The organism is Rhodobium gokarnense, assembly GCF_025961475.1.
Taxonomy (GTDB): Bacteria; Pseudomonadota; Alphaproteobacteria; order Rhizobiales; family Rhodobiaceae; genus Rhodobium; species Rhodobium gokarnense.
Window position 1 is genome coordinate 206,473 of sequence record NZ_JAOQNS010000003.1, and the last position, 17,178, is coordinate 223,650.

Genomic DNA, 17,178 nt, shown 5'->3' on the forward strand with positions numbered 1-17,178 from the left:
GTCACATCCCTTCTGCCGCTGAGCTGGCCGCATCGTCGGCGCCGTCCTGGGCATAGATCGAGCGATAGGGGGCAAGGGTCGCCGGCTCCGCCTCGATCATCAGATTGCCGAGGTCGAACAGCACCTGCCGGCTGCCGCGATAGCCGACGGAAACCTTGGCCGGCGCGCCCATGCGGTCGAATTGCGGGAAGCCGGCGCGGTGCAGCGGCACCTCGAGCCGTTCGGCCGTCGCCGCGCAGTGCGCGTTGCCGATAACGAGTTCGACGCCGGCCGCGCGCGACAGCTTTTCAAGGTCTTCCAGGTCGCCGATCTTCACGGCCTCGCACGGCACGGATTTCAGCACCGGCGCGTTCGACGGCGCCACCGCGACGGAAAGCTCCGCGCCCATGCCATGAACGAGAGCGCCATAGGCCTTCAGAAGGTCCGGATCGGCGGCAACCGCCATCTTCACCATGCCGAGGTGGAAATGGGCATCGAGCATGGCGTCCTGGAGCTGCGCCCGCTGGCGGGAAAGCCGCGCCGGCACATCGCGCCCGGAAATCCTGCGGAGCGTGTCGATGAAGGCATCCACCGCATCGAGGCCCATGAGATGGGCGAAGCGATGCTCGGGAACGCCCGTGCGTGCCGCCAGGAGGTCGGCTGCATGGGACAGGCTCTCGCCGATGACCAGCGTCGCCCGCGCCTCGTGAAGGCGGGCGAATTCGGCGATGTCCGTGCCGCCGGTGGTCAGCGGCGAAAAGTCGGCATCGGCGAGATGGCCGTCGAGGCTGCCGGAAAGGTCAGGAAGGACGACCGGTTCCAGCCCGAACGCCTCGACGATCTCCTTGACCTCCTCGATGTCGCCCGGCGACAGCGCGCCGTTGACGAGCACGGTGACGCGGTCCGACGCCGGGTCGCCGCCCTTCTCCTCCGCCTCCGGCACCAGCTTGTCGATCATCGCGGTAACGGCCTTGGCGAACCCGGCTTCCAGCGAGCCGGCATAGTCCGGCGTTTCCACCGCGACGATGGCCGTGCCGTCATGCTCGGGGTGCTCCTTGCGAAAGACGTTGACAGAGCCGGCGGTATCGGACCCTTCCGTCTCGGCAAGCCCGGTCGTCGGCAGGCCGATCAGCGCGGGAGCGTTCTTGGCGCAGATCGTGGCAAGGCCCTCGACGACGTTCGTATCGGCGCCCATGACGGTGGAGACTTGGTCCATCGCCGTCGTCTGAAGGGGAACCGGCTCGCGGAAATGGCCGATCAGAAAGATCTTGCCATAGGCGGTGCAACCTTGCGCCCCGTGCAGCATCGCGATCGTGTCCTTGATGCCGAGGAAGGCGAGCGCGGCGCCCATGGTCTGGCTTGCCTTCAGCGGGCTGACGGCGAGCGCCTTGTTGCGTTTGATGATCTCGGCCATGTCCCCTACTCCGCTGCCGCCGCGGCCACCGCCGCATCCCAGGGCGCCGGCCGGCGCACCGCCTCCCAGATCGGGCTCTCGATGGTCTGGGCGAGCTGGCGGGCGAAGGTGATCATGCCCTCATAGCCCGCATAGGGGTGTTCCCGCTCCTGGTTGATGTGCAGGAAGGGCAGTCTTGCCTTGAGTGCGGTATACATGTTGCGGCCGCCGGCAATGAGCACGTCGGTATCGGTCTCGTGGACCATGTCGATGAGCGCGCGTGCGCCCTGGCTCTCGTCGAGCATGCGGGTGTTCTCGCCCATCAGCTCGCGGATCTTGGCCTTGTCGTCCTCGGTCGACTTGCGCGTCGAAGTGGCGACCACCTCCATGCCGAGGTCCTGAAGGGCCGAGACGATAGACCACGCCTTGACGCCGCCGGTGTAGAGCAGCGCCCGCTTGCCGGCGAGCCGGTCGCGCCAGGGTTTCAGGGCCTCGAAGACGCGCGCTTCCTCGCGGGCGATCAGCGCCTCGGTGCGGCGAATGAGGTCCTCGTCGCCGATCAGGGCGGCGATGTCGCGCAGCGCCTGGCTCATGTCGCGCACGCCGTAGAACGAGCCCTCGAACCAGGGCGTTCCGTACTGCTCGCGGAGCTTGCGGGCGACGTTGATGAGCGCCTTGGCGCAGACCATCATGTTGACCTCGGACCGGTGCATGGTCTGCACCTCGCGGAACCGCGTGTCGCCGGAGAGCGACCCGAGCACCCGGATGCCGAGCTCGTCGAACAGCGGCGTGACGTGCCAGAGCTCTCCGGCGATGTTGTATTCGCCGATCAGCGAGATGTCGTGGACGGTGATGCCCGGCCGCTCCAGGTGCGCCGGCACCGGGTCCGGCTCGCGGGTGCCGATGACGTATTTCACCATCGCCTCGCCGGCGATGCGGTTGCCGAGGTTCTTGGTGCCGTAGAAGCCGGCGGCATCGACGGGAACGACGGGCGTTCCCCACTTTTCCGTCGCCGCCTTGCAGACCGCTTCGATGTCGTCGCCGATCAGCGCCGGAATGCAGGTGTTGTAGACGAAGACGGCGGCCGGGGCCTGGCTGTCGATGGCCTGCTTGATGGAATGGAACAGGCGCTTCTCGCCGCGCCCCATGATGACGTCCTGTTCGGAAAGATCCGTCGTCAGGCCGAGCTTGTAGATCTTGGCGCCGGAGGATTTGGAGCCGCGATTGTCCCAGGCATTGCCGGCACAGGCGATCGAGCCGTGGACGATATGGGCGACGTCGGCAACGGGCAAAAGCGCGATCTGGGCGCCGTCGAAGCAGCAGCCGCCGGACGCAGCTCCCGGTGACGGGCGCGTGCAGCCGGACTTCGATTTGGTGTTGTGCTCGCAGGCGGGCTCGTTGAGAAGTTCCGCAATGTCTTTTTGTTTCATCCGCCACAAACCCCGCTGTCATGGGACGCTCAAGGGAACAACAGCAAGCGACATGCCAGTTGGTCGCGGCTTGATTTTATTCGACCTTTTGCATGGAAGCGGTGTCGCAAACCCGACAAAGGTCCGGGCGTTGTCCGATAAACGCGAGCGTTTTGAGATCAGATGCCAGTGAAGAGGAGGTCAAGGGCGGCAATGATCGCGTCGCGCTCGCCGGCCAGCGAGGAGACTCGCTCGCCAACCATCCGGCGCGGCACGCCGGCCAGTTCGCCCGTCGACAGGACAAACCGCTCACCCTCGATTTCGAAGACCGGATGAAGGCGCGTCACCGGCCGGAACGCACTCTCCGGGACGAGTGGCGCGACGACAACCGTTGCCAGCGGGTCGAGCAGGTCCGATTGCAGGATGAGGAGATAGGGGACGCGGGCACGCATCGCCGGATTGGGATTCCGGCAGACGTCGAACTGCCGCATTAGAAGCCCCTAATGCCGTCGCTAAAGACGCCGTCGCGCTCGATGGCCTCGGCGTAGCTATCGAAGGCCGCGCGGTTTTCGGCCTGCCAGCGTTCAACCCGCACCTTGCGGACTTCATCCCGCAAAGCGCTTTCCAGAACCTGCGAAAGCGTGATGCCGAGCCCCTTTGCCTCGTCGAGGAGGGCGGCATCAATGCTGAGATTGGCGGCGCGTTTCATTAAGACTATCCAAGGCAAGCTATGCGCATATGATATGCGCATATCGCTTGCGCGTCAATTCTTGGATCGCTTGATTTACCTCACTTCCGCAATCGCTCAAAAGCTGTACGGCTTGTGCATCCAGCCTTCGAGGACCGCGATGTCGCGTTCCGGCAGGTAGCGGTAATTGTGCTTCACGTCGGTGAAGACGGCCGGCGGAATGGCCGTCAGGGTCTTCTTCAGGAGTACCATCGCGAAATACCAGGCCATCGGGAACCCGGCCGCCTTGTCGTAGTCCGTGAGGTAGTCGGCGAGCGGCCGGCCGCTGAGGGTGCCGATGCCCTCCTTGGGGACCGTCAGCGCATCGATCGGCAGGGGCGTCGCCTCGACCTTCTGCTCGCCGAAGCGATCCTGGAACGGCAACAGGCGCAGCACGAAATGGTCGCAGAACCGGGTCGCCTCGCCGGCGCTGGAGCGGTCCCACTCCTCCAGGAAGCGGATGTAGCGAAGGTCCGAGCCGCCGGAGGTGACGTGCTCGGCGACGAGGTCGGCTACGTCGGTGATCACCCGGAAGATATAGCGCGGCGGGGCCAGCACCATCGGCTCCAGCCGTGCGCCGAAGGCGCCGGGCGGGTCGAGCAGATCCTCGATGTCGTCCGGCACCTCGTCGTCGACGAACAGCGGCCGGTCGACCACCTCGACGATCTCCTCCACTTCGAGCTGGACGAAATTCGGCGCCCGGTCGCCCATCGGCGCGACGAAATAATGGGTCCGCCCGTCATAGCGGGTGGTGAGGTACCCGGCATCGGCGTAGCGCTCATAGAGCGCGAACATGTCATGGTCGGATTCCGTCTCGGCCCATTGCCGGAGGTTGCCGGCGATGCGGTCGCCGTCTTCGTTGACGACGCCGCCGATGCGGTGCCAGCCGGTGCGCGTCAGCGCCAGGTGGAAGTTGAGGTCGGGCAGCAGCCGGGCGACACCGGCGATCAGCCCGGCGTGGTCAGGATCCGGCGGCGTCGTGCCGCAAAGCTCGTCGAGATAGACTTCCGACGGTTCCAGATCGGTCGGCCCGAAGGTCTGGCCTAGCTGTCCCATTCCTCGATTTCCGCGATCACGAGCCCGGTCGCGCTTTCCGGGCTGCTGGTGAAGGAGATGCAGCCGCCGCTGCCGGTGACGAGATAGAGGTTGAAGCCGTCGGCCTCGCGCACCGGCCGACCGACACTGACGTCGTCGTCGGAGCAGAAGGTGAAGTGGTGGTCCGGCCAGCGCTGGCGCAAGGCGGCGACGGTGGCGTCCCCCGGTCCTTCTTCTGCGACGACTGCGGCGATGGCGTCGATATCGCTGTCGGCGATCATTGCTCGGCCGCCTCGCGGAACGGATCGAGGGTCGTCGCTTCCCGGCCCATCGCCCGCGCCAGCCAGGGCGGCGGCGTGCCGGCGAGCACCTTCTGCAGATCGGCAAGCACGTCGCGCGCCTTGGCGCCGGCCGCGTGCTTCACCGGATGGATGTTGGCGCGCACCACCTTGGCCGCGGCCGGCCCGCCGATGGAGACCACATGCAGCACCTGGCAGTCGGAAATCAGGTCGGTGCGCCAGGCGTTCTTGTCGTCGGCGTCAGTTCCGCCGTCGGTCGCGCGGATGTCGATGAGACGAACCTCCTCCGGCGAGACCTGGTAGACCAGGAACCGCGCGCAGGAGCCGAAATGGCCATCGAGATCCTCGCCCCGGTTGGAGGCGCAGGCGACGCGCAGCGAACCCGGCATATCGCCGTCCTCGAAGGCGGCGACCGGCGGCTCGGCCTCGTCGTCAGGAAGCCCCTTGCCGCGTAGCAGAGACAGCGCCGCCTTGAGGTCGTCGGCGGGGATGGCAAGGAGCGCCTCGCCGCCGGCCTGGCGGAACGTCTTCATGCCGAGATTGTTGAGCTTTTCGGCCGTCAGCGGCAGCCCGACGGCATCGACGACGATGCCGATCAGCGTCCCCGCATCGATATCGGGAAGGCTGCGCGCGGCAAGGCCGATGCGCAGGGCGAGTTCGCGGGATAGCGGGGCGTCGGACATCGGCCGCGTCTCCTTGGCACGAAGAGGGGTCAGGATCGTATGGAAACAAGACCGAAGGAACCGGACCGGTGGTCGCGGCACGGCGAGCCGGAACGAAACGTCCGCCTGCCGTGCCGTCGTCCCCCCGGTTCCCTCCGTCGAGCGGTGTTACGCCGGGACGATGCAATCGTCCTCCATGCACAGCTCCAGGCAGCGCGGATTGTCGTGCTCGCCCTCGCATTCGGTGCATTTCTCGGCGTCGATGGCATAGACGCCCTTGCGCGGGAAAATCGCGCTGGTCGGGCAATCGGGTTCGCAGTCGCCGCAGGCGGTGCAAACGTCGGCAACAATCATCATGGCCATGATCGGAACTCCCTCAACTGGGGTCAGGCGCGGTTGAAGCGCAAGGTGGTTGGAAAGTCGGGCCGCGGGCTGATCGGTTCGATGAAATATTTCGACCCGTCCGACAGCTCGATGGTGCCGCCCCAGGCGTCGTCGGTATCGGTCTCGACCGAGACCACCGTTTCCTCCAGGTCTTTCTTGGCGACGTAGAACAGGAGCTGTCCGTCGTCGCTTCGTCTCAGCATTACGTTGGGCATGAACGCCTCCTTTAAAAACGCCTCGGGCTCCCCCCGGATCTGCCGCCCCGGCGGGAACCGGGACGGCAGGCGGAGAAAGCCTGAAACGCGGCGACGGGTTTAGCGGACCAGGTCGTAGTTGTAGTCCGTCGTCCCCATGCCCATGGTTTCCTTGTCGAGCTGCTCCAGGACACCGTTGACGAGGGTCGTCAGGATGGTCATGGCGCCCTCGTAGCCGAGGGTGGTGGAGCGGTGCAGGTGATGCCGATCGAAGATCGGGAAGCCGATCCGGATCAGCGGCACCTGGAACTCCTCGCCCTTGTAGCGGGTGTCGCGCTCGATGAACTTGCCGTAGGAGTTGCCGATCATGAAGTCCGGCCTGTCGGTGAAGACCAGCGAGCGCATGTGCCACAGGTCCTTGCCGACATGGACTTCGCAATCCTTGCCGTAGGGGCTGTCGTCGAGGATCTTGTCCATCGCCTTCTTCCAGCGCTTGTTGGCGTGGTGGCAGACGATGTGACGCGGCTCGGCGCCGAGCTCCAGCAGGAACTTGGAAAGACCCATGACGAAGTCGGCGTCGCCCCAAAGGGCGTATTTCTTGCCGTGCAGCCAGGCGTGGCTGTCGGTCATCATGTCGACGAGGCGGCCGCGCTCGGTCTCGATGGAGGCCGGGATCGGCTTGCCGGTCAGCTCCGAGACCTTCATCAGGAAGGCGTCGGTGCCGGCAAGACCCATCGGGATGTCGATGGCCGGGGTCTCGTGGGTCCAGGTCGCCTTGGTGTATTTGCGGGTCTTGACGAGCTGCCAGGGCTGCAGGAGCAGGGTGTCGATGGCGTTCGGCGCGTCCTCGACCTCTTCCCGCTTGGTGCCGCCGGCATACATCCGGTATTCGCCGTCGGCCGGCGTGTCGAGCACCTCGGTGGGATCGCACAGGAACGAGTAGGAAACACCCATCTCCTGCATGTAGCGGTGCATGACCCGGTAGTTGCCGAGATAGGTCTCAAAGCCCGGCACGATGTTGATCTTGCCGTTCGAGCCGACTTCCTTGTCCTCCATGTTGTTGAGGGTGAAGTAGCGGATCGTCCCCTCGAACATGTTGTCCCAGCCGGTCGTGTGCGAGCCGACGAAGCTCGGCGTGTGCGCGAACGGGGTCGGGAAGTCTTCCTCGATGTGACCTTCCTTCTTGGCGTTGCCGATGAAGGCGTTGAGGTCGTCACCGATGACCTCGGCCATGCAGGTGGTCGAGACCATGATCATTTCCGGCTTGTAGAGAGCCTTGGCGTTCTTCAGGCCGTCGAACATGTTCTTCTGGCCGCCGAACACCGCCGCGTCCTCGATCATGGAGTCCGACACGCAGGCGATCGGCTCCTTGAAGTGGCGGTTGAAGTAGGTGCGGAAATAGGCGACGCACCCCTGGCTGCCATGCACATACGGCAGGGTCTTCTCGAAGCCGAGCGAGCACAGCACCGCGCCGAGCGGCTGGCAGGCCTTCGCCGGGTTGATGGTCAGGGCCTCGCGGGAGAAGTTGAGGTCCTTGTATTCCTCGGTGGTCGTCCACTGGAAGATCTCCTCGATCTTTCCCTGGTCGACCTTTTCCTCGAACAGCGCCTGCTTGTCGCCGAGCGACTTCTTGTAGTCCTCTTCCCGGAACAGCGGGTAACTGGGCTTGATGTTATCGACTGTCTGGCTCATCTGGTCCTCCTTCGCGCCACCAATCTGTGAACAAGCGAAGAGTTGGAGTGAAACTGGTCGGGCTACTCGGCCGCTTCCGCGATGTCGGAGCTGCCGCGCTTCCACGGCGGCGTGATCGCGTCCCAGCACGGATTGTTGAGGGTCATGTCCATGTCGCGGGCGAAGATGGCGAAGCCGTCATAGCCGTGATAGGGACCCGAATAATCCCAGGAGTGCATCTGGCGGAACGGAATGCCCATCTTCTGGAAGATGTACTTTTCCTTGATGCCGGAGCCTATCAGGTCGGGCTTCACGCGCTTGACGAATTCCTCGAATTCGTAGCCGGTGACGTCGTCGTAGATCAGCGTCGCGTTGCCCATCTCCTGGATGGTGCGGTCGTAGTCGTCGTTGTGCGCGAACTCGTAGCCCGTGCCGACGACTTCCATGCCGAGATCCTCGTAGGCGCCGATGATGTGGCGCGGACGAAGGCCGCCGACATAGAGCATGACCCGTTTGCCTTCCAGGCGCGGGCGGTACTTGTCGACCACCGCCTGCCACTGCGGGCGATACTTCTCGATGACCCGCTCGGCGCCTTCCTTGATCTTGTCGTCGAAACGCTCGGCGATCTTGCGCAGCGCTTCCTCGATCTTGGTCGGGCCGAAGAAGTTGTATTCCATCCACGGAATGCCGTGCTTTTCTTCCATGTACCGCGAGATGTAGTTCATCGAGCGGTAGCAGTGCAGAAGGTTGAGCTTGGCCTTCGGGGTGTTTTCCATCTCCGCCAGCGTGCCGTCGCCGGACCACTGGGCGATCACGCGAAGCCCCATCTCCTCAAGCAGGATGCGCGAGGACCAGGCGTCGCCGCCGATGTTGTAGTCGCCGATGATGGTGACGTCGTAGTCGGTCGCCTCGAACGCCTTGCCTTCCGACTTCGGGAACACCCAGTCGCGGATCGAGTCGTTGGCGATGTGGTGGCCGAGCGATTGGGACACGCCCCGGAAGCCCTCGCAGCGGACCGGCACCATGGTCTTGCCGTGTTCCTGCGCCTTGGTCTTGGAGACCGCCTCGATGTCGTCGCCGATCAGGCCGATCGGGCATTCCGACTGCACCGTGATGCCCTTGTTCAGCGGGAACAGCATCTCGATCTCGTCGATGATCTTGGCCAGCTTCTTGTCGCCGCCGAAGACGATGTCCTTCTCCTGGAAGTCGGAGGTGAAGTTCATCGTCGTGAAGGTGTTCACGCCGGTGGTGCCGACATAGTAGTTGCGGCGACCGGCACGCGAGTACTGGCCGCAGCCGACCGGGCCGTGCGAAATGTGGATCATGTCCTTGACCGGACCCCACACCACGCCGCGCGAGCCGGCATAGGCGCAGCCGCGGATCGTCATCACGCCCGGCAGCGACTTGCGGTTCGAGGTGATGCACTTGGACGATTTTTCGACCGACTGGTCGTTCGCCGTCAGGTGCTTGGCGCGGTCCTTGGCGGCCTTTTCGGGATAGACCTCGAGAACCTCCTGGATGAGGTCTTCGGTCTCTTGCTTGGTCATTGTCGACATTGGTGTTTCTCCAATTCACCGGAGACCGGGGCGAAGGCGCGGCAACGCCTTCCCCTCCCGTCCGTTTGTGGCGTTACGCGGCGGCGCCGGCTTCTTCGGCCTTCTGGCCGACGATGCTCTCGTCCTCGACTTCCATGATGCCGAACTCCATCAGCAGGTCTTCCAGCTCGTCCATGGAGGCCGGCACCGGGATCACGAACTTCTCGTTGTCGATGATCTTCTGCGCCAGGGTGCGGTACTCGTCCGCCTGCTTCGCCTTCGGGTCGTACTCGATGACGGTCATGCGGCGGATCTCGGCGTGCTGGACGACGTTGTCGCGCGGCACGAAATGGATCATGTGGGAGCCGAGCTTTTCGGCCAGCGCCATGATCAGCTCGTCCTCGCGGTCGGTGTTGCGCGAGTTGCAGATCAGGCCGGCGAGGCGGACGCCGCCGGAATTGGCGTATTTCACGATGCCCTTGGCGATGTTGTTGGCCGCGTACATGGCCATCATCTCGCCGGAGACGACGATGTAGATCTCCTGGGCCTTGTTCTCGCGGATCGGCATGGCGAAGCCGCCGCAGACAACGTCGCCGAGGACGTCGTAGAACACGAAGTCGAGGTCGTCCTCGTAGGCGCCCTCTTCCTCAAGGAAGTTGATGGCGGTGATGACGCCGCGGCCGGCGCAGCCGACGCCCGGCTCCGGACCGCCGGATTCCACGCACTTGATGTCCTGGTAGCCGACCTTGAGGACGTCCTCCAGTTCCAGATCTTCCACCGAACCGGCGTCGGCGGCCATCTGCATGATCGAGTTCTGTGCCTTGGCGTGCAGGATGAGGCGGGTGGAATCGGCTTTCGGATCGCAGCCGACGATCATCACCTTCTTCCCCAGCTCGGCGAGGCCGGCCACCAGGTTCTGCGTGGTGGTCGACTTGCCGATGCCGCCCTTGCCGTAAATCGCGCATTGACGAAGTGCCATTGTGCTTCTCCTTAAAGCAGTCTGTGTCCCGTGTTCCGCCGAACCGAAGTGTGTGCGAAACGTTAAAGCCACCCCGGTATCGCAAGGGCTGTGCCAATTGCATTTTTCCCCAATAAATTACTGTTTTTACTTGTGAATTCATATTCGCGGCCGCGCACGTCATTGGTTGCAACACAAACAAAAACCGGCATTCGGGCAGCGCGATTGTCGGAGAACCGACAGAGCCGCCCCGACACGATCGCGGCGCTCCCGACACGCCCGGCAAGGTGCGACAAAACCGACACCCCCAGGTTGGCCTGTCGCAAAGCCGACAAGCCCGAGCAGCCGGATTTCCCATTCAGGTCAATGAATTAGATCGCCTGCCAATGTGGTTCGGTTCTTGCTTCTCTTAAGCCGACACAATCGAGCGACATCAGGAAGGCGGCAAAGCGTGAGCACGGGAACCGATTTCGAAGCGATCATCGACGGCATCACCCGCGGCGAGGTCGTGCCCTATCTCGGCCCCGGCGTCCTCAAGGGCGTCGTCGAAGAAGGCACCGGCGAGCCGATGCCCGCCGACAGCGACAGCCTGATCCTGGCCATGAACGGCGGCAGGCCGATGGCGCCCAAGCTCATGTACGAGTTCCCGCGCGCGGCCATGAACATCGAGTTGAAGCGCGGCCGGCGCTATATCGAGCAGTTCCTGACGCGGCTTTACGGCGAGCGCTCCTGGAGCCGCGCCCCGGCCCATGACTGGCTCGCCGCGCTGAAGCCCGCCTATGTCATCGACATCAACCGCGACACCCAGCTCCAGGAGAGCTTCGCGGCGACCCCGCACCTCCTCATCAAGGGCGTCGCCCGCATCGGCGGCACCGACTATCGTTTCGTCCTCTTCCAGCACGACGGCACCGCCTATCGCGCCGTCACCCTGGAGGAGGCCGATCCGGACCTGCCGGTCCTTTTCAAGCCGATGGGCTCGCCCGCGCCGCAACCGGTCTACATCGCCTCCGATGCCGACTATGTCGACTACATCACCGAGCTGATGGGCGGCTTCGGCGTGCCGGCCTTCCTGAAGCAGCGCCGGCGCGGCAAGCGCTACCTGTTCCTCGGCATGCGCTTTACCCGCGACACGGAACGCATGGTGATGTCGGACATTATCTTCGATGCCGCCGAACCCGCCGGCTGGGTGCTGATCGAGAAGCCGACGGAAAAGGAACGGCGCTACTGCGCCACCAAGAACATCGAGATCGTCGAGGCCTCCCTCGACACCTTCCTGGATGCCGCGCGGGCAACCGCCGGATGACAGTCCGGAGCACTCAGATGACTGCCGATCTTTCCGACAAGGAGACCGACATGACGACCCAGAACGCCCAGAACGTTAAGACCGCCAACACCGTCGCGCCGATGCCGGCCTGGCCGAAGTCGGGCCCCGCCCGTCCGCGCTGGCTGCTCGGCTCGAACCTTGCCGAAGAGGCAAGGAAGGAAATCGCCGCCGAGACGGCAGGCAAATGCCCGTTCTCCCACGGCGCCGCCGACAGCAACGTTGTCAGCCTGGCCGCGCACCGCGAGGACGCGGGCGGGCAGGAAGAGACCGACCGGTGACCTTGCTCGTCTGGCAGGAGGATCGCCATCGCCTTGGCGTCGACGCCATGGACGAGACCCATCTTGCCTTCGCCGACCTCGTCAACCGGCTGGGAGAGGCCACCGATCCGGCCGCCTTCCAGGCGCTTTTTGCCGAACTCTCGGCCCACACCGAGGCGCATTTCGCCGAAGAAGACCGGCTGATGGCCGAAAGCGGCTTTCCGGCCCTTGTCGAACATCGCGGCGAGCACCGCCGCGTCCTCGGCCAGATCGCCCAGATTGGCGAACGCGTTGCCCGCGGCCGCATCGCCATGGGCCGGGCCTGGGTCGCCGAGCTGCCGTCCTGGTTTGACCTCCATGCCGCCAGCATGGACAGCGCCCTCGCCGCCCATCTGAAGAAGGCCAGCATCGGCATCGCCGAAAAGGCAGACGTTTCATGAGCGACACCGCCCTCGTTGCCCGCACCATCGAAGCGGCCGCCACGGTCGTCTCCCGCGACGGCACCCACATCGTCGTCGAGACCGAACGGACGGCCGGCTGCGCCTCCTGCGCGGCGAAATCCGGCTGCGGCACCGCCGCCATCGGATCGGTCCTCGGCAAGAAGGCAAGCCGGCTAAGGATGGTCAACGACATCGATGCCAGGGTCGGCGACCGCGTCGTGCTGGTGCTGCCGGAAACGGCGCTGCTGCGCGCCGCCATCGTCGCCTATATCCTGCCCGTGCTGGCGATGATCGTTGCCGCGGCCACAGTTGCCGGCCTCGGCGCCGGCGATCTCGGCGCGGGGCTCGCCGCGGTCCTCGGCCTCGGCGCCGGGCTCCTCTTTGCCCGCCATGGCGCCACCGCGCCTTTCGTGTTGACCTCGCTGGGTGGAGCTTTCCTGCGCAAGGCGTGAGTTAAGTGCATTCGGCCGCACGGTTTTTCGCAAGAGCCTTTCTGCTCATCCTGATCGTCAGCGGCATCGCTGCCTGCGACGAGCGCCACGACGATGCCCGCTACACCCTCTACGTCTTCGGCACGCTGGTGGAGATCGCCGTCCCGGCGGCGGAAAAGGCCCGCGCCGACGCCGCCATGCCGGAGATCACCGCGCGCTTTGCCGAGATGCACCGCGACTGGCACGCCTGGCGCCCCGGCGAGACGACAAGGCTCGACAAAGCCATCGCCGAGGGCCGCTCGATGACGGTGAGCCCGCTCCTCAAGGACGCTCTCCTGCGTGGCCGGGAATTGGAAGAAAAGAGCGGCGGCCTCTTCAATCCGGCAATCGGGAAACTGATCGGCCTGTGGGGCTTTCACCAGGACGACCGCCCGGTCGGCCCGCCGCCGGACGATGAGGCCATCGCCACTCTCGTTGCCCGGCACCCCTCCATGGCCGACCTCGTCATCGACGGCAACGAGGTGTCCTCGACCAACCCGGCCGTGGAGCTCGATTTCGGCGGCTTCGCCAAGGGCCTCGCCCTCGACTGGGCGGCGGAAAGGCTGAAGGAACGGGGCATCCCCGACGCCGTCCTCAACGCCGGCGGCGACGTCAACGTCATCGGCCGTCACGGCAAGCGCCGCTGGCACGTGGCGATCCGCGACCCGAACGGCTGGGGCGTCCTCGGCGCGGTCAAGCTGGAGCCGGACGAGGTGCTCTACACTTCCGGCAACTACTACCGCTACCGCGAGCACGACGGCGTGCGCTATTCCCACATCATCGACCCGCGCAGCGGCCGCCCGGTCGACCACATCGTCTCCGCCAGCGTCATCGCCGACAACGGCGCCCTGGCCGACGCCGCCGCCACCGCCCTCTCCATCGCCGGCCCCGACGGCTGGCAGGAAACGGCCCGGCGCATGGGCCTGACGCTGGTCCTCCTCGTCGATGCGGACGGCACGATCCTCATGACACCGCAGATGAAGGAGCGCGTGGAATTGGAGGAGGAGGATGTGAAGATGGTCATCGAGGACGTGCAACAGGCGGGAGCGAACTAACACGGCGACCGTTTTTACGAAGATACGCCGGCTAATCAACGGGTGCCAAAACGGCTCAATCGGCCGGAATCGCTGGCAACTCAGGCACTCCCCTCTCCGTCATCCCGGGCGAAGCGAAGCGCAGACCCGGGACCCATTGCCCGCCACGACACGGTAGCCCACCGCGATCGCAGACTGGATCGCCACGTCGGCCTGACGGCCTCCTCGCGATGACATTGAAAACACAGGAAAACCCGAGAAGATCGTCATTGCGAGCGCAGCGAAGCAATCCAGACAGCAGCGTTCCGACAACACCCGGCATACCGAATTGAGAGGGGCATTAGGCCCCGGCTCGGGGGCCGGGGTGACGGCAGAGTGTGCAGCAACTGTGAAACAATATCTGCGATGCGATGCTCAACAGCAATCGACGTTAATTAGCCAGATAATGATAATCATCCATTTGAAGAGAGCAGCGCCCCCGCCCTCACTCCTCCTCCGGCGCGAAGCACTGCGCATAGTCCGCGCACACCGCGCAGCTCGGCGCGCGGCAGACATAGATCCCCTCGCGCTCGCAGAGCTGCTTGTAGAGGAACTTCTTCCACTTCATGTTCCTGTCGTTCCTGACTGCCAGCGCCGGGAAGTTCACCGTCAGCATCGCGGTCAATTGCGGCCGTGAGAACAGCCCGAGGTCCGACCACAGATGGTCGGCCGAGGTGCAGCCGGCAACGACGAGGTCGGCGACCCACAGTTCAGACTCGTCCTGCCCCGCCCGGAATTCCATGAGCAGCGCGCGCAGGTCTTCCAGTTCGTCCATGTCGTCCGGCAGGTCGCGGTCGTCGCGCACGCCCGAGACGGCCGGAAGCCGCCCGAAATGCCGGCAGAGCATGTCGCCGAACTGCGCTTCCGTCAGCCCCATCCACCGCGGCAGACCGCCCCGGTCCGCCATCCAGCTCGCCAGCATCTGGGCGATAAAGCCGTCATTCGGCCCGCCCCGCGCGCTCGCCATCAGGCGCTGGAACAGCGCCTGATGGAGCGTTTGGGTTTCGCCCGCCGCAAGTGGCAGGGGCTTGGTCATTGCGCCGCCTCGTAGGTGATGCGGATGTCCTCGTCGCGCACGATCATCTGGCAGGCGAGCCGCCATTCGCTCGCCATGTCGTTGACGACGATCTTCTCCAACTCGTCCTTGGAGATTTTGCCGATCTCGCGCAGGACCGTCTTTTCCTTCTCGGTCATGTGCTCGCCCATATGGGTCGGGCCGCCATTGATGTCGGTGACGTGCACGACGCAGGAGCCGCACTCGCCGTCCTGGCAGTCGAACATGATCGGCACCTTGTATTCCTGGGCCAGCGACAGGACGGTGCGCTTGTGGCTGGTCGCCGGCGCATACACCTCGAACTCCTCGAAGTCCGGGTGCTGGAAGATGATTTTCGGCATGACAGTTTCCTCGTAGTTGCGGATGCGGGTCGTCAGGCCGGGTGGACCTTGACTTCACCGTCGCCCAGCACCTGGGCCTGGCAGGCGCAGCGCATGTCCTTGCCGGCCATGTTTTCCTTCAGCACCTTGTCTTCCAGCGCCGTCGGCTCGGAGAGGTATTCCATGCCGCCCTCGACCTTCATCAGGCAGGTGCCGCAATCGCCTTCGCGGCAGCCGTAGATGATGCCGGCACCGACTTTCTCGGACACCTCGATGACCCGCGTTCCGGCGGGAACGGTCACGGTCACGTCGATGTCCGTGAAGCTCAATTTACCCTTGGCCATGTTTGACTCCTTCGATGGACCACGGTGTTTTCCGTTGCGTCTTTTCTCGGGTCCGGCCGTTCAAGGCGGCCGGCCTTCCCCCGGTATTCAGAGGTCTGCGAAATCGACCACCTTGGGCTTGGCCTTGCCGACGAGGCTTTCCGCCAGCGTCCGGCCATAGTCCCGGCAGTCGTCCAGTTCCTTTTCCGTCGGATGGAATTTGATCCTGAGGCCCTTGGCCGGCACCCGCATCTTCAGGCCGCGCAGCCGGTCCTCGATCATCGGCACCGCCTCGCCCGACCAGCCATAGGAGCCGAAGGCACCGCCGAGCTTGCCGCGGGTCTCGATCGAGATCAGCGAGGCGAGCACGTCCCACACCGGTTTCACCGCATCGCCATTGACCGTGGGCGAGCCGAAGACGAGGCCGTCGGCGCTCTCGATGAGGTCGACGAAGGGCTCGATCTCGCCGCCCTGCAGGTCGTAGAGCGAGACCCGGACGCCCTCGACGGACGACGCCCCGTCATGGACGGCCTTGGCCATGTCGGCGGTCGCGCCATAGGCACTCATGTAGAAGACGAGAAGGCTCTTCTCGCGCCCCTCCACCTCGTTCGGCAGGTAGGAGTTGGAGAGCGTGCGGTAGCTGCGCACGTAGGACAGCGGATTGTCGCGCAGGATCGGCCCGTGCGCCGGCGCGATCAGGTCGGGCGCCAGCGGCTCGATCTTGTCGACGGCCTCCAGCACCCAGCGCTTGAACGGCCGCATGATGTGCTTGAAGTAATATTCGAAGGAGAACCGGAAATCGCCGACCCGGTCGTTGTAGAGCCGGTCGTCGCAGAAATGGCAGCCGAAGACGTCGCCGGAGAACAGCAGCTTCTCGTCTTCCAGGAACGTGCACTGGGTGTCCGGCCAGTGCAGATAGGGCGTGTTGACGAAGCTGATCGGCCGGCCGGAAAGGGCGCAGCGGTCGCCGGTGTCGGTCAGCGTGTAGCCGTAATTGTCGAGCTCTTCCTTCATCAGTGCGGTCAGCACCTTCAGGGCCCGCACCGAGCAAAAGATGTGGGCCTGCGGCGCCCGGCGCATCAGCTCCGGCACGGCGCCGGTGTGGTCCGGCTCCAGATGGTTGAGGACGACGGCGCGGATCTCGTCATAGCCCGCGACCTGCTCCAGCCGGGCGAAGAACTCTTCGGAGAACTCCTCCTTGACCGTGTCGACGACGACGACGCCCTTCGGCCCGCGCACCGTATAGGCGTTGTAGGTGGTGCCGTTCGCCGTCTTCAGGATCAGGTCGAAGGTGCGAAGGTCCGGATCGAGCGCACCGATCCAGTGCACGCCCTCGGCGATCTCGACAGGCTGGGGAAGCGTGGCAAGCATCGCCCTGTCGTCCCTCTAAATTATGCCGGCAGCGGCAAGCGCCTGCAGCCTGGCGACCGGGATGCCCGTCAGCGAGCCGAGCGGATTGGCGGCCTCGCCGAATTCGTTGAGGATCGCCATCTCCACCGGGCAGATGCTGGCGCATTGCGGGTCGGCGAAATCGCCCTCGCAATGGGTGCATTTCGCCGCGTCGATCAGAAAATGAGGCTTTGCCTCACGGATCGCCCCGCTCGGGCAGACATCCATGCAGGCAAAGCAGTTGACGCACGCAGCGGTAATTTCATAGGCCATGCCGCTTCT

The 17,178-nt window shown here is 64.8% G+C and carries 22 protein-coding genes; 5 read left to right on the forward strand and 17 right to left on the reverse strand.

What is annotated here, in order from left to right:
- Position 1: 1 nt before the first annotated feature.
- From nifN to nifH, 12 genes are all read right to left on the reverse strand, one after another.
- Positions 2-1,393 (reverse strand): nitrogenase iron-molybdenum cofactor biosynthesis protein NifN, encoded by a 1,392-nt coding sequence (nifN, locus tag M2319_RS06135; RefSeq protein WP_264600568.1) that lies wholly within the window; start codon positions 1,391-1,393, stop codon positions 2-4.
- A 5-nt stretch (positions 1,394-1,398) separates the two neighbouring features.
- The gene (gene nifE, locus M2319_RS06140; RefSeq protein ID WP_264600569.1) at positions 1,399-2,802 is read right to left on the reverse strand and encodes a nitrogenase iron-molybdenum cofactor biosynthesis protein NifE; all 1,404 of its coding nucleotides are present in this window, start codon (positions 2,800-2,802) and stop codon (positions 1,399-1,401) included.
- Between the two features lie 158 nt (positions 2,803-2,960).
- Positions 2,961-3,272 carry a CcdB family protein gene (locus M2319_RS06145; RefSeq protein WP_264600570.1) on the reverse strand — a complete coding sequence of 104 codons (312 nt, stop codon included), beginning with the start codon at positions 3,270-3,272 and terminating at the stop codon, positions 2,961-2,963.
- Positions 3,272-3,490 carry a type II toxin-antitoxin system CcdA family antitoxin gene (locus M2319_RS06150; protein ID WP_264600571.1) on the reverse strand — a complete coding sequence of 73 codons (219 nt, stop codon included), beginning with the start codon at positions 3,488-3,490 and terminating at the stop codon, positions 3,272-3,274. The genes M2319_RS06145 and M2319_RS06150 overlap by 1 nt, the downstream gene beginning before the upstream one ends.
- A 96-nt stretch (positions 3,491-3,586) precedes the next feature.
- Positions 3,587-4,564 carry a hypothetical protein gene (locus M2319_RS06155; RefSeq protein ID WP_264600572.1) on the reverse strand — a complete coding sequence of 326 codons (978 nt, stop codon included), beginning with the start codon at positions 4,562-4,564 and terminating at the stop codon, positions 3,587-3,589.
- The gene (locus tag M2319_RS06160) at positions 4,552-4,824 is read right to left on the reverse strand and encodes a DUF6129 family protein (protein ID WP_264600573.1); all 273 of its coding nucleotides are present in this window, start codon (positions 4,822-4,824) and stop codon (positions 4,552-4,554) included. The genes M2319_RS06155 and M2319_RS06160 overlap by 13 nt, the downstream gene beginning before the upstream one ends.
- Positions 4,821-5,525, reverse strand: a complete 705-nt coding sequence (locus M2319_RS06165) for a dinitrogenase iron-molybdenum cofactor biosynthesis protein (RefSeq protein WP_264600574.1) — start codon at positions 5,523-5,525, stop codon at positions 4,821-4,823. The genes M2319_RS06160 and M2319_RS06165 overlap by 4 nt, the downstream gene beginning before the upstream one ends.
- 147 nt (positions 5,526-5,672) lie before the next feature.
- The gene (locus M2319_RS06170; protein WP_111435552.1) at positions 5,673-5,867 is read right to left on the reverse strand and encodes a 4Fe-4S binding protein; all 195 of its coding nucleotides are present in this window, start codon (positions 5,865-5,867) and stop codon (positions 5,673-5,675) included.
- Between the two features lie 23 nt (positions 5,868-5,890).
- Entirely contained in the window at positions 5,891-6,103 is a 213-nt protein-coding gene (gene nifT / locus M2319_RS06175) for a putative nitrogen fixation protein NifT (protein ID WP_264600575.1), read from the reverse strand.
- 99 nt (positions 6,104-6,202) lie between these two features.
- Positions 6,203-7,774, reverse strand: coding sequence for a nitrogenase molybdenum-iron protein subunit beta (nifK, locus tag M2319_RS06180; protein WP_264600576.1), 1,572 nt, complete (start codon positions 7,772-7,774; stop codon positions 6,203-6,205).
- A gap of 62 nt (positions 7,775-7,836) precedes the next feature.
- Positions 7,837-9,309: a nitrogenase molybdenum-iron protein alpha chain gene (gene nifD, locus M2319_RS06185; RefSeq protein WP_264600577.1), complete on the reverse strand. Its 1,473-nt coding sequence runs from the start codon at positions 9,307-9,309 to the stop codon at positions 7,837-7,839.
- Between the two features lie 73 nt (positions 9,310-9,382).
- Positions 9,383-10,267 (reverse strand): nitrogenase iron protein, encoded by an 885-nt coding sequence (gene nifH, locus M2319_RS06190; RefSeq protein WP_264600578.1) that lies wholly within the window; start codon positions 10,265-10,267, stop codon positions 9,383-9,385.
- A 430-nt stretch (positions 10,268-10,697) separates the two neighbouring features.
- Between nifH and M2319_RS06195 the strand changes: the two genes are divergently transcribed.
- Genes M2319_RS06195 through M2319_RS06215 form a run of 5 tightly spaced genes read left to right on the forward strand, consistent with a single transcriptional unit; the run spans position 10,698 to position 13,792 of the window.
- Positions 10,698-11,549 carry an SIR2 family protein gene (locus tag M2319_RS06195; RefSeq protein WP_264600579.1) on the forward strand — a complete coding sequence of 284 codons (852 nt, stop codon included), beginning with the start codon at positions 10,698-10,700 and terminating at the stop codon, positions 11,547-11,549.
- Between the two features lie 17 nt (positions 11,550-11,566).
- Complete coding sequence (locus M2319_RS06200; protein ID WP_264600580.1) at positions 11,567-11,848, forward strand: hypothetical protein; 282 nt, start codon at positions 11,567-11,569, stop codon at positions 11,846-11,848.
- On the forward strand, positions 11,845-12,267 hold the full coding sequence (locus M2319_RS06205) for a bacteriohemerythrin (protein ID WP_264600581.1): 423 nt from the start codon (positions 11,845-11,847) through the stop codon (positions 12,265-12,267). The genes M2319_RS06200 and M2319_RS06205 overlap by 4 nt, the downstream gene beginning before the upstream one ends.
- On the forward strand, positions 12,264-12,719 hold the full coding sequence (locus M2319_RS06210; protein ID WP_264600582.1) for a SoxR reducing system RseC family protein: 456 nt from the start codon (positions 12,264-12,266) through the stop codon (positions 12,717-12,719). The genes M2319_RS06205 and M2319_RS06210 overlap by 4 nt, the downstream gene beginning before the upstream one ends.
- 5 nt (positions 12,720-12,724) lie before the next feature.
- Positions 12,725-13,792, forward strand: coding sequence for an FAD:protein FMN transferase (locus tag M2319_RS06215; protein ID WP_264600583.1), 1,068 nt, complete (start codon positions 12,725-12,727; stop codon positions 13,790-13,792).
- Between the two features lie 463 nt (positions 13,793-14,255).
- Here the strand turns inward: M2319_RS06215 and M2319_RS06220 are convergent, their stop codons facing one another.
- The 5 genes from M2319_RS06220 to M2319_RS23165 form a co-directional block, all read right to left on the reverse strand.
- Positions 14,256-14,846 (reverse strand): nitrogen fixation protein NifQ, encoded by a 591-nt coding sequence (locus M2319_RS06220; RefSeq protein ID WP_264600584.1) that lies wholly within the window; start codon positions 14,844-14,846, stop codon positions 14,256-14,258.
- Positions 14,843-15,205, reverse strand: coding sequence for a 2Fe-2S iron-sulfur cluster-binding protein (locus M2319_RS06225; protein WP_264600585.1), 363 nt, complete (start codon positions 15,203-15,205; stop codon positions 14,843-14,845). Before M2319_RS06225 ends, M2319_RS06220 begins: the two co-directional genes overlap by 4 nt.
- 32 nt (positions 15,206-15,237) lie before the next feature.
- Positions 15,238-15,528, reverse strand: coding sequence for a 2Fe-2S iron-sulfur cluster-binding protein (locus M2319_RS06230; protein WP_111435540.1), 291 nt, complete (start codon positions 15,526-15,528; stop codon positions 15,238-15,240).
- 87 nt (positions 15,529-15,615) lie between these two features.
- Entirely contained in the window at positions 15,616-16,878 is a 1,263-nt protein-coding gene (locus tag M2319_RS06235) for an FprA family A-type flavoprotein (RefSeq protein WP_264600586.1), read from the reverse strand.
- A 15-nt stretch (positions 16,879-16,893) separates the two neighbouring features.
- Complete coding sequence (locus M2319_RS23165) at positions 16,894-17,169, reverse strand: 4Fe-4S dicluster domain-containing protein (protein WP_319801765.1); 276 nt, start codon at positions 17,167-17,169, stop codon at positions 16,894-16,896.
- Positions 17,170-17,178: the final 9 nt, after the last annotated feature.